The 11,692-nt window shown below is 69.7% G+C and carries 9 protein-coding genes; 1 reads left to right on the top strand and 8 read right to left on the bottom strand.

The window, feature by feature from the left end; genetic code table 11:
* Positions 1–57: 57 nt before the first annotated feature.
* The 8 genes from ACSRUE_RS33290 to ACSRUE_RS33255 form a co-directional block, all read right to left on the bottom strand.
* Positions 58–312, bottom strand: a complete 255-nt coding sequence (locus ACSRUE_RS33290; RefSeq protein ID WP_044964942.1) for a hypothetical protein — start codon at positions 310–312, stop codon at positions 58–60.
* Positions 313–420: 108 nt separating this feature from the next.
* Complete coding sequence (locus ACSRUE_RS33285; RefSeq protein ID WP_441287115.1) at positions 421–1,869, bottom strand: cytochrome c3 family protein; 1,449 nt, start codon at positions 1,867–1,869, stop codon at positions 421–423.
* An 11-nt stretch (positions 1,870–1,880) separates the two neighbouring features.
* Positions 1,881–3,542 carry a hypothetical protein gene (locus tag ACSRUE_RS33280; RefSeq protein ID WP_441287114.1) on the bottom strand — a complete coding sequence of 554 codons (1,662 nt, stop codon included), beginning with the start codon at positions 3,540–3,542 and terminating at the stop codon, positions 1,881–1,883.
* Positions 3,543–3,787: 245 nt separating this feature from the next.
* The gene (locus ACSRUE_RS33275; RefSeq protein WP_441287113.1) at positions 3,788–4,483 is read right to left on the bottom strand and encodes a HEAT repeat domain-containing protein; all 696 of its coding nucleotides are present in this window, start codon (positions 4,481–4,483) and stop codon (positions 3,788–3,790) included.
* 338 nt (positions 4,484–4,821) lie between these two features.
* Positions 4,822–5,700 (bottom strand): hypothetical protein, encoded by an 879-nt coding sequence (locus tag ACSRUE_RS33270; RefSeq protein ID WP_441287112.1) that lies wholly within the window; start codon positions 5,698–5,700, stop codon positions 4,822–4,824.
* A gap of 73 nt (positions 5,701–5,773) precedes the next feature.
* Positions 5,774–6,469, bottom strand: a complete 696-nt coding sequence (locus tag ACSRUE_RS33265) for an outer membrane beta-barrel domain-containing protein (RefSeq protein ID WP_437768240.1) — start codon at positions 6,467–6,469, stop codon at positions 5,774–5,776.
* 656 nt (positions 6,470–7,125) lie between these two features.
* A complete protein-coding gene (gene ftsY / locus ACSRUE_RS33260; RefSeq protein ID WP_441287111.1) occupies positions 7,126–8,490 on the bottom strand; it encodes a signal recognition particle-docking protein FtsY in 1,365 nt (454 codons plus the stop codon).
* 144 nt (positions 8,491–8,634) lie between these two features.
* Positions 8,635–10,413 carry a carboxypeptidase regulatory-like domain-containing protein gene (locus ACSRUE_RS33255; RefSeq protein ID WP_441287110.1) on the bottom strand — a complete coding sequence of 593 codons (1,779 nt, stop codon included), beginning with the start codon at positions 10,411–10,413 and terminating at the stop codon, positions 8,635–8,637.
* A 479-nt stretch (positions 10,414–10,892) separates the two neighbouring features.
* Here ACSRUE_RS33255 and ACSRUE_RS33250 point away from each other — a divergent pair, with 479 nt between their 5' ends.
* Positions 10,893–11,678: a HEAT repeat domain-containing protein gene (locus ACSRUE_RS33250; protein ID WP_441287109.1), complete on the top strand. Its 786-nt coding sequence runs from the start codon at positions 10,893–10,895 to the stop codon at positions 11,676–11,678.
* The last annotated feature ends 14 nt before the right edge of the window (positions 11,679–11,692 follow it).

The raw sequence follows: 11,692 nt of genomic DNA, 5'->3' as shown, positions 1-11,692 counted from the left end.
GGGCCGCCTGCAGACAGAGGGGGAGGGGGGCAAGGCGTGTGGCGCGAGCCAGCGTGCTCAGCTCTCTGAGTAGAGCGAGAGCTGCTCGCGGACGACCTTCTCGTTCACCCCGGACTGGATGTGCTCCTTGAGACAGTCGGCCAGCGTGATCAGCATGTCGTCTACCCCTTTCTCCTCGATGAGCTTCGACAAAAGTTGGCGTGCCTCCCGTCCGTCGTCTTCGCGGAGGAAGCCCCGCACTGTCTCCAGCGTGATTTCCCCCTGGAAATCGAGATAGAGGTTGTCGATCAGGTACTTGATCAGCTCCTTCACGCCCGTTCTCCTTGGCGTTCGCGGCGATCGTTAGGGAAGCCGCGCGCACTTCGCTATACCCGTCGCCGGAAGGCCAGGGCAAGGAATATACTGACGGATTTTGACTTTTCATTGGCACCGCTGCACGAACCTGTCGCTCGACTGATGGCACACCAGGCACGGACGCGGGTTCCGGGAGAACGCCGTCTTGCACTTGCTCTCGAACCCGAGCGGGTGCGGGTTCAGCCCTTGCCCGCCTGACGCCCCGCGCGTCGCGTGGCAGGTCGCGCAGTCCCGCTCGGTGTGGCAGGAAACGCACGCATTCAGGTTTCGCTCTGCTTCCCAGGCGTGGTGCTTCGCGCTCCGCGGCGCCGTGGTCCACTCCGCCGGCGGGGGGTGGAAGCGGCGCCCCGCGGGCCGCGCTGCGCTCGGCGCCTCGCGCGCCACGCCCGTCCGCCGGTGACAGTCCGCACAGAACGTCTGCTCCTGATGGCAGCTCACGCAGCGAGGATTGTCCTGCCGGGCCGCTTGCGGGTGCATCGAGAGGAAGTCGTTCGGGTGGACGTTGCGCGGACGGATCTTCCCGTCGTGGCAGTCGGTGCAGTAGTTCGCGCTGTGGCATGACCCGCAGAAGGCGCTGTCGTTCGCGGCGACCTGCTTGTGCCGCTCGAGCCAGTCGGGCGTGTGCCCCGCGCTGTGCAGCCACGCGGGCGGCAGCAGATCGCCCGTGGCGAACGCCGTCACGAGCCGCCCGTCGGGGCGCGTCAGGTGGCAGACGTCGCAGTCGCTCTTCGCCTCACCCTGGGCCGCGCCGCTCATGTTGTGGCACGTGAAGCAGCCGGCCATGCGAGGCAGCTGATCACGGGTAGCGAGCTCGATCCGGTCGACGCGGCCGTGGCACTGGCTGCACTTGATGTTCCGGTTCACGTGCTTCGCGTGAGGGAAGCGGAGGTTCGCGTGCGGCAGCACGAGCGGCGCCACCTTTCCGTCGGCGCCAGCGTTCTCCCCGATATGGCAGTACGCACACTGTCCGTTCTCGTTCGTCCCCGCCTTCACCTGGGTGAGGTCGGAGTGATCGACATCATGACAGTTGTCGCACGTCTCGCTCGGCTTCGGCAGCAGCCGGTCCGTCACCGCGCCGCTCGTGTAGGCCGCGCCGTGGCACGATTTGCACGTCTGCTTGAGCCCCTTGACGTGCTTCTTGTGGTTGAAGCGGATCGTCAGCGTCTGCGGGGGGTAGATCTCGTCGCTCGGGACCGGGGTCGCGCTCGTCCCAGGCGGCATCCACGCCAGCGGCACCTCCGCGTCGGCGGGCATCGGGTGGAGGCCCGACGTGTACGCGCCGCGCGGCGCCTTGGCGGGCGCCTCTCCCTCGGCGTCGCCTTCCTCGGCGTCGTCATCCGCCGCCTCGGCGCTGTCGTCTCCCGCTGCCGCCGGCGGCTTCGCCTGGGCAGCCGCCTCGGGGCCCACGATCGCGAGCGCCAGCGCGCCCAGGCATGCGACGATCGCGACCCACCCAGGGACGAACCTCGCCTCGTCTCGCCGAGCGCGGCGGCGTCCGTCCTGTCTTGCGTCCATGCGATCCTCGCTCACGGCGCCACCCGCAGGTTCACGAGGCCGACGACCCGGAAGCGCTGGCCCACAAGCCGGTTCATGTCGTGCTCCCACTCGATCTTGAAATCCGCGGCCTCGCCCGGCCGATACCCGGCCCCGAGGACATATCCGAACGACGTCGCGCCCCGGTCCGGCCTGAGCGGATCCTCCCAGTCGTACAGCGACATCCGCGCTCCGAGCGCGTAGCGCTGACCGCTCAGCCGCTTCTCTCCCGAGAGATCGGCCCCCGTCCGCCGCCCGCGCTCCCCCGTCTGCAGCATCCCGCGGAGCTCGACCGACGTCGTGCGCGTGCGGTAGCGGCCCGCGAGGTTCGCGAGCACATCGGTCGAGATCGTCGTGGCCCGGTTCTTCTCGTCGCGCGCGTAGTCGCGGAGATCGCCGTCATTCGGGTCGAGCGACGTCGCGCCGACGCAGCCTGGTCGCTCCACCGCCTCGCACTGGCCAGCGCCGAACTCCTCCGGGTTGCCTTCGGCGATCCACATCCGCGTGCCGCCCCAGGCCGCGACGTCGAGCTCGCGGGTGATGTCCACCGCCGCCCGTCCGGTGATCGTGGTGATGGGATCGTGGGTGAACCAGTTCCAGATCGAGTCAGCGTCGAACGTCGGAACGAAGTAGTCGACGTCCGCCCCCAGCGTGACGCGGCTCCCGGCGTACACCTCCAGGCCGCCGTAGAACGAGCCGACGAGCTGGTTGTAGAAGTCGTACGTCACTCCGCCCTTGATGCCGCCAAGGTCCGGCTTGTTGATGTTGGCGGCGTACCCGAGCCGATCCTGCGAGATGCGCGACCCGTCGGACGTCCGGACGCCTCCGTCCGGATCCGGGAACTGCTGGGTGACGGAGGTTCCCAGGTTGTAAACGCGGCGGTAGGTCAGGCGACCGTGGATGTAGCTCGGGCCGGCGCTCTCGAGCGCGACGCCGAACGCCGGCGCCAGATCGGCCTCCTGGTACGACGGGAAATCGGCCGCGCTTCCGGGTTGAGTCCGGTCGTCACCGAATCCCCGGTGGCTGCCGCGCCAGATCCCCTGCCGCTCGAAGCGCGATGTGGAGAGCGGCAGGCCGCCGCGCTGCTCGAGCCCGCCGTACGCCTCGAGCTGAACGTAGTAGGGCGTCGTCACCCGGACGAGCGCGCCGTCGAACGACCACCACCCGAGCACGTCGCTCACGTACTGGCGGCCGACCCGGAAGCCGAGCCACCCGCTGGCGACGTTCCGCCCTTCGACGTACGCGTACATCAGATCGAGGGGCGCCTCGCGCAGCCCCGGGATGTAGCGCGAGCCGCCATCGATGCTGTAGTCGGTCTCGCCGCCCCGCTGCGCGCCGTCGAGGTGGCCATTCATCCCGAAGTCCGCGTCGAGCCGGAGCCGCACGGTCGCCGAGTAGTCGGCCCCGCCTGGGGCGGAGTCGCCCTGGAGGTTGTAGACGGCGAGCCCCAGCGTCTGAAGGAGCCGCCGCCGCTCGATGTTCGTGTCGCCCCAGGGGCCCGCGACCTCGTAGGCCTGGACGCCGGTCGTCGACTCGACCTCGAAGTCGGCTGCGGCCGCGCTGCGCGCGGCGAGCGCGCAAGGCAGCAGGCACGCCGCGGCCAGCGCGCGTGACAGGGGGAGGCGACGGAGGGGGACGCGACGGGCGCTCCCCACGAGCGTGCCTGGGCGCGCGTCGCTGGGGCGCCGGGGACGATGTCGTGACGGAAGCTCCGCCATCCATGAGCGGTGCTCAATCACAGACGGCGCTCGCTTTCGTCATGTTGTGCGGGCCGGTCTGCGCGGCTTCGCTCTCAGCTACCGCCGAGGGCTGAACAAGCATGGCGTGGAGTTTCGTCCACGCGCGGTGATGCTGTCAACCCGATCGCAGGACGAACGGACTTGTCGCGATGCGCGCCGGGTCAGCTGTATCCGGCGCCCTTCCGGAGCTTGCCGTCCGAGCCTACGCTGAAGCCGTTCGAGTCCTGGAGCGCCTGGCTCGCGCTGCTCCGCAGCTCGGCCGGCACCGTCCAGCCCCGGGTCATCAGCCCCTCGGCGACCTTGTTCTTCACCCGGACCGACTCCTCGGTCGCGAGCATCTTCACCAGCGCTGGCACGCTCGCCTCATCGCCCTGGGAAAAGATGGTCTGCACGGCGTGGAAGCGGACCGTCTCGTTGACGTCGTCGAGGAACCGCTCGACCCCCACCCGCACGTCGTCGCCCTTGATGTCGCCCAGCGCCATGATGAGCTGCTGCTTCGGCTCGACGTTGCGCGCATACTCCGTGTCGAAGCGGTCGAGCAGCTGGACGAGCTCGGTCCGGTACCCGGTGTCGTCGAGCAGCGCCCGCAGGATCTTGAGCGGCCAGGTGAGCGCCTCGGCCTTGATGCAGAACTCGACCACGGCCGGCACCGCGTCCTTGCCCGCATCGACGATCCCCCGGAAAGCCAGATCCTTCTCCTCTTGATCCGTGATGGAGGGGTCGATCGAAAACGTGAAGCGCCTGAGGAGCGCCGCCGCCGCATCCGCGCTCTTCATCGCGGCGAGCGACTGGATGGCGTCGAGGCGGTCGTACGTCTGAGCGCGCTTGTCCGCGACGACCTTCGCAGGCCCGGCCACCTTCCTGTCGGAGGGGGCGCCCCCGGCAGGGGGATTGCTTTTGCGGAGAAAATCGAAAATACCCAACGCTGACCTCTGGTGGCTGTCCCCGCCGCCCGGTCCGAGCTACCCGGCGAACGTCGCCCGATCTATAGCGGGGCGCATCTTCGTGCGCTACCGGCTCACCCACGTCGTTCGGCGCGCAGCGGCAACCTCTCGTATGCCGCACGCGCCTGCCTAGCGGCTGAGCCCGTATCACACGAACCTGCACCCCGCTAGAGTGGCTCCCTGCAGAGGGTGCTTCCCGCCCGAGCTATCCCGGGCGGACCGGCTCGGTCACCGCGAGCCGGCGCAGCCGTCTACTCCGTCGTCTTGATGCCGGTGGGGAATTGAATACTCAGGCTCACGGTGACCATGCTCGTGAAGTGGAATTCGCGGTCCTTGTCGTCCACCTTGCGGTCAGGGAACGCCTCGTCCGTTCCGAGCCCGTGGTTGTCGAAGCCCGAAGTATTCCATGCGAACGGCAGGGCGCGCCACTCCGCGCCGAAGCCGATGAAGTCCGACGGGTAGAAGTTCCAGCCGAGGCCGAACGTCGGCGCGAAGGCCATGCGGCTCTCGAGCCCGAAGGTATCCGAGCAGGCGTTCTGGTTGGTCGTGCCGCACTCCTTGCGCTCCTTCACGCCGATCGCCGCGGCTCCCGCGAAGAAGCTCACGTCGGTGTCAACGAAGAGCTCGGCGAACAGCGCCAGCTTTCCGCGGAAGGGAACGACCGTGACCTGGGGCGCTGCGACCCACTGGATCTGTCCGAGCTGATCCTTGGTCAGGTCGCCCTTGGTCAGGTTGACGCTGGTCAGCTGGCACGCCTTCGTGAACGGTTGGGCGTCGCAGTTACGCCCGTCGATCGCGACGCGCTGGAGCTCGTCCGTCAACCCGGCGTTGTACTGAAACCCGTACCCGCCCCAGGCGCCGAAGCCGAGCCAGTCCGTGAAGTGGTAGGTGAGCCGCAGGCCCGGCATGATCGTTCGCCGGTACTCGTCCAGCAGCGTGAACGATGCGCCTGGAGCCACCTCGAACCGCCCGTCACGGTGGAGCCGGAGCTTCCGCACGGCCGGCGCGCCGGCCAGAGGGCCCGTGAGCTGAATCTCCTGCGCCTCCGCGGGCGCAGCCGTCATCAGAAGTGCACAGCCGGTAAGCCCTGCCACCACGGTGCAGAGGCTCTGGACGAATCGACGCATCATGCCTGTCCCCGTCTTTGGCTGAATCATCCTATGTCTCGCGCTCGGCGTCTGCGCGTCCCCGCGTCCAAAATCCTCACTTCGGCAGCCGGTATTCCCAGGAGAACGGCAGGAAGACCGACAGCCCGACCTGCGCCTGGACGTTGTTGGTGAAGCTCTTCCCCTCGGCGAGCCAGGTGCTCTTGTCCTGAGGGTTGATTGTGTCGACGCTGGGGTTCTCGAGCTCGTCGAAGAAGATGTAGTCGCTGACCTCGAACATCGCCGCAAACCAGCGGTTGAAGAAGATGCGGAGGCCACCGCCGACGTGGAACGAGAGCTTCGGCTTCCAGTCGAAGGTGCGGTTGTCGGGATCGACGACGGCCATCGGCCTCGTCGAGATCGCGCCGACACCGCCCAGCACGAAGAAGTCGTAGTGGAAGATGAAGTCGCTGAACCCGGCGAACTTGCCGTACGCGGGGACGTACGTGAAGTTCGCATTCGCGTTCCACTGATACTCGGTGATCGGCTCGCCGACACGCGCCGCCCTGCTCGTCTGGAAGTTGAAGTCCGACGGCGTGTTGAGCGCGCCGTACCAGTTGCCGTTGACCCCGATCGCGAGGACGTTGGTGAGGTACCAGTTGACCGCGAGCCCCGGCCCGTTGTGGCCGACGAACTGATCGTTCATCGTCAGCCCGAAGTACGGGTTCACCTCGAAGCGGTGGTAGCGCAGCGCGTAGATCTGCTGCACCGCGTAGGTCTCGTTCTTGAGATCCTTCGCGGCCTCCTTCTCCAAATTGATCGTAGGACACGCCGTCGGGTCGATCGCACAGATGTCCCCAAGCCCCGTCGTCTCGCCGCCCTCGGCAGGGGCCGCGGGCGCCTCCACCGGCTCCGTGCCCTCGGCAGGAGTCTCTGGCTCGTCGAGGTTGATTTCCTTGGGTTGCCCTTTTGGCTGAGCTGATGCCGTAAGCGGCATCGCGACCAGCGCAGCCGCAACGAGAAGCCCCACGCGAGCCTGGTTCATCGCCATCCCTTCCGAAGTCCGTGCGATGCGAGCGATCGATCGCCCAGGTAGTACAGCTTCCTAACTACTCGAATTCATTAAATAATTCGGTCAACCGCCAAGCCCGACGGACTATATCACGTCGAAAATAAAAGGATCAACAACCAAATCCTTTTGCCACGGACGACCGGCGGCGTCGCGGAGGGGACCCGCCGGGTGGGCACGCGGCGAGCGGCAGACTCGCTGCACAATCACCGCGGGCTCGGATCGCCGGTGTGCTTGCGCCGAGGGCGCGACGATGGTGACCCCTGACGGGTTCAGCGGCAGAGGCGCGGCGTGGCCGAGACATCGGAGCCATCGCCCGTTGGTTGGACCGGTGTCGAGCCGCGCGATTGGGTGGTGAGGAGAGATCGAGCGCCGCCGGCGCTCACGCCGCGGAGCGCGCGTCAGGCGGCCGCGTCTTCGGAGCCGCTGGCGCGGCCGAGCATCGCCTCGACGAACTCGTCGGGCTCGAACTCGCGGAGGTCTTCCGCGCGCTCGCCGATGCCGACGTACCGGACGGGCAGCCCGTGCTCGGCGCAGATGCCGAGGATGACGCCGCCCTTGGCGGTGCCGTCGAGCTTCGTCAGCACGATGCCGGTGATGGGCAGCGCCTCCTTGAAGAGCGCGGCCTGCTGCATGGCGTTCTGGCCGTTCGTCGCGTCGAGCACGAGCAGCGTCTCGTGAGGCGCACCCTCGAGCGCCTTGTTCATGGTGCGCGCGACCCGGGACAGCTCCTCCATGAGGTTCGTCTTCGTGTGCAGCCTCCCGGCGGTGTCGGCGAGCACCACGTCGGCGCCGGTGTCCTTCGCCTTCTGGATCGCGTCGAAGATCACCGCGCCGGGGTTCGCGCCGTCCTTGCCGCGCACGACCTCGCAGCCCACGCGCTTGCCCCAGACGTTGAGCTGCTGCACCGCCGCCGCCCGGAACGTGTCGCCCGCCGCGAGCACCACCGTCCGGCCCTCGGCCTTGAGCTGCGTCGCGAGCTTGCCGATCGTGGTCGTCTTTCCCACGCCGTTCACGCCGACCACCATCACCACGGTGGGCTGCGCCTTCAGCGGCAGCCCGCCGCCCGCGCCGACGCGCAGGATCCGCTTCGCGTGCTCGCGCAGCGCGTCCCAGACCTTGTCGGTGTCGGCGAGCTCGTTCCTGCTGAGCGCCGACCGGATCTCGTCGAGGAGGAGCTCTGTCGTCTTCACGCCGACGTCCGAGGTGAGCAGCACCTCTTCGATCTGCTCGACGACGTTGGGATCGATCTCCTTCTTGCCGGCGAACAGCGCCTTCAGCCGGCCGAAGAACCCCTCGCTCTCCCGCACCTTCGTGAGGCCTTTGCGGAGCCCCTCGATGTCTCGCTTGCGCGCGGCCGGAGGCGCGGTCTCCCGCGCTGGCCTGGCGGCCGGCTTGACGGCCGGCGCCTCGATCGCGGGCGCGACGGGCGCCTCCGCGACGGCGGGCTCGGGCGCCGCCGGCGCGATGGCGGGCGGCGGCGCGACGGGCGCCTCGACAGGGGCGGGCGCCGCCGCGGGCGGCTCCTCCTGCGGCGCGGGCTCCTTCGCCTTCGCCGGAGGAGCTTCCTCCGCCGGAGGCTTCTTCGGAGCACGCGGCTTCTCGGTCGGCTTGTCCGCCGGCTTCTCGGAGGGCTGCTTCGCCTTCTCCTGGAGCTTCTTCGGTTCGGGGGGCGCTGCGATCTCCGGTGGCGGCGCCTTCTTCGTGACGAAGTAGACGATCGCCGCCATCACGACGAGGCCGACGATAATTAGGGCGATTTCCACGTTGGCGTTCTCCGGCGAGGGAGCCGACTATATGGGACGCACCCCATACGTCAACGTGCGGTCGCGCGGGGGCGCGATCCGACCAGCGAAACGGCAGATCGGCGCGGCGACGGGGCCGGCGCTCCGCGGGCCCCGTCGCCTGGCTCACGGGGCCAGCGGCGAGGCGCCCGGCTTGGGCTCCGACGCCCCGAGGTCCTGCTCGATCCGCTCGTCCACGGGATCGGGGCCGAAGGCGGCGTGCTCGATCCGGCTCGCCCAGAGCTCGACCTCGCGCTGCTGAACCCTGCTCGCCGCCCGGCGCACGTGCCCGGGCGTCGGCTCCGGCGGCCCCTCGAAGGGCGCTCCCTGGCGCCGCGCCCAGCGGACGAGGCGATCGAGGACGGCGCGGCGCCGCGTGACCAGCGCGATGCCCAGCTTGCTCGGCGACGGGAGCGCCTGCTCATGGCTGCTGTGCATCGGCGCGCGGACCACGAGCCTCGCGTCGCTCCGGTACGGCGCCTCGATCGAGAACTCGCCGACGTCGTCGGTCAGCGCGCGGGCGATGACGCCGCTGCCGTCGAAGGCGGGGACGACGATCACGAGCTCGGCGCGCGCGATGGGCGTTCCGTCATGCGCGTCGGCGACGGCGCCGCGCCAGCCGGTCGCGCCCTCAAGCGGACCCATGACGCGCACGCCGGCGCGACCGGGCGGCGCGACGGGCCGCTCGTCGCCCGCGCGCGCCGTCGCGGCGCGCTTCGGCGCCCGCCGCCAGCCGCCGAGCACCCAGCCCGCGATGGCGAGGACGGCGGCGCCGAGCGCGATCTGCCGCCACGCCCCGGGGCCCGCGACGGGCACATCGATCGCGAGCTCCGCGCCGGGGATCCACCACGGAGCGGCGGGCACGTAGCGGAGCGAGATCGGGACCGTCCCCGCTCGCTCGGCGGTGAACGCGGCGATCACCCGCGCCTTGCCGCCGGTCACGGTGGCCGCCCCGACGGGCTCGCCCGCGCGCAGCGCCTCGACCACGCCGCCCTCGACCGGGCCGCGGGACGAGCGCACCTCGAGATCGATCGGCACGCCGTCCTCCGCGCGCGCCGGCTCGACAGGATGCGACAGAGCAAGCGTGACCTGCGCGTACCGGACGACGCTCTGGCTGACGCTCGCCTTCGCGAGCGTGGCGGTGCCATCGAAGCGCGCGCGCAGCACGCCCTGTCCGGCGCCGTCGAGGCGCTCGGTCGGGAGCTCGAAGCGCGCGCGGCCGTCGCCGCCGGTCGGAGCCTCCGCGAGCCGCGCGCCGCGCTCGTCCTCGAGCACGATCGGTTGGCGCTCGCGCTCGAGCGGCGCGCCGCTCCCGACGCCGCGCGCGCCGCTGCGATCGAGCCGGAGCGCCACGGTGACGTTCACCGTCGGGCGATCGAGATCGACCGCGTCGACCGGCGGATCGAACCGGAGGATCACCGGCGCGAGCGGGGCCGCGTGCGCCTCGATCGGGATCTTCGCCTCGACCGCGTCGTAGAGCTTTCCCCCTGCGAACCGGATGCGCAGCGTCGCGTCCGCGAGCGGCGCGCGCCCGCGGAGGCAGAACCCGCCGCGCTCGTCCGTCGCGATCACGTAGCCGCCTTGCGAGGGGCGGGGCTCGCGTGCGCGCGCCGCGCCGTCGGCCGCGCACCCGTCGACCGCCGGCAGGACCGCGGGGGCGCCGGCGCTCGTGAGGGCATCGATGGAGAGCGGCGCCCCCGCGATCGCGCTCCGCGCGTCGTCGACCACGCTTCCGCGCACGACGAACCCGTCGGGCTCGGTCCATGCGACCGCCTCGATCTGCGCGCTTCCGCGCACATGGATGCGGAGCGGCGCACCTTGCGTCTGCGCGTGCGCCGCGGGCGCCGCGGCGAGCGCCGTGGCCGCGAGGAGCGCCCACGGCAGGCATCGTCTCAGTTCGCGCATCTCCCGAAGGCCTCCGGCGAGCTCCTCGTCATGGTCGCGCATTATCCGTCACGCCGACGCGGCATGGGCAAGGGGAAGCCGATCTGAAGCCGTGCCGAGCTCGCGCTCGCCCGGCGCCCGCGGTGCGACCGAGCGAGCAAGCGGCGAGTGCGGACGTAAGCGGACGTGAGCGGACGTGCACGCGAGCTCGCGGCAGCGCGTCGGGTCGATGGCGGCAGCGGTGGGTAGACAAGCGGATGGTGAAGCCGTGTTCGCCGTGAGCCCAACATGGTTCACGCGTTGAAGCGCCGCGGGCAGGCCGCGTCAAACCGTCCAGTCTGGTCGCAGCGAGGAGCGAGCGAATGCAAGGCAAAAGTGCGAGCGTGTGCGCACCAAATTTCGGGCGTAGACCCGCTGATCCGATCGCCACGGCGGCGATGCGCTCGTGTATCGTCGAACGTGGAATGCGTCGGCCCTTTTCAGTGCTCGTGTTGCTGGTTGTGACGCTTGTACTCTCGCTGATACCCACGAGGCTCTACGCGGATCAGCGCACGAGCTACCTCGCCGACCAGCTCAGGACCAACGAGGACTATCGCGTCCGCACGCAGGCGGCGCTCGCGCTCGGCGCGTCGGGAGACGACGCCGCCACGAGGCCGCTCTGCGACGCGCTCACGGACAGCAACGCGTCCGTCAAGGTCGCGGCGGCCGCGGCGCTCGGCAAGCTCGGCAAGCCCGCGGGGCTCGCGTGCCTGGAGCGCGCCGAGGGCCGCGAGCAGACGCCGGCCGTCAAGTCGCAGATGCAGAAGTCGATCGCGGCGCTGTCCGCCGGCGGTGGGGGCGGCTCGGCGGCGCCGCCGCCTCCGGGCGCGGACACGAAGTACTATGTCGCCATCGAGATCACGAACAAGAGCGGCCGCCCCGAGTCCGAGATCGAGCCGCTCGTGCGCGCCGCGATACAGTCGAAGCTCCTCGCGAAGGCCGGCTACGCGGTCGCCCCCAAGGGCGAGACGGTGGCGCAAGGCAAGAAGATTCTGAACGGCAAGAAGCTGAAGGGTTTCTATCTCCTCGCCACGGTCGAGCCCGCCGTGTACCAGGGCGGCAACCTCACCCAGGTGGTCCGCGTCAGCATGTGGACCTATCCGTCCAAGTCGCTCCAGGGTGAGTTCGCGCCGAAGCTCACGCAGAGCGGCACCCCGAAGAAAGACGTCCAGAGCGAGAACATCCTGATGAAGATGTGCGTCGAGAACGCGGTCGAGACCTTCCACAAGGTCGTCGCCTCGTTGTGACGCACCTTCGCCGC

The organism is Sorangium sp. KYC3313 (assembly GCF_052075895.1).
In the GTDB taxonomy this organism is placed as follows: Bacteria; Myxococcota_A; Polyangia; order Polyangiales; family Polyangiaceae; genus Sorangium; species Sorangium cellulosum_B.
The sequence above is the reverse complement of the archived record's forward strand: the minus strand, read 5'-3'. Positions and strand labels throughout refer to the sequence as shown.

What these genes read in the sequence shown, in the direction of transcription:
- ACSRUE_RS33285 (WP_441287115.1), bottom strand. Translation starts at nt 1,869, where the DNA reads ATGGACGCAAGACAGGACGGACGCCGCCGCGCTCGGCGAGACGAGGCG.
- ACSRUE_RS33270 (WP_441287112.1), bottom strand. Translation starts at nt 5,700, where the DNA reads ATGATGCGTCGATTCGTCCAGAGCCTCTGCACCGTGGTGGCAGGGCTT.
- ACSRUE_RS33255 (WP_441287110.1), bottom strand. Translation starts at nt 10,413, where the DNA reads ATGCGCGAACTGAGACGATGCCTGCCGTGGGCGCTCCTCGCGGCCACG.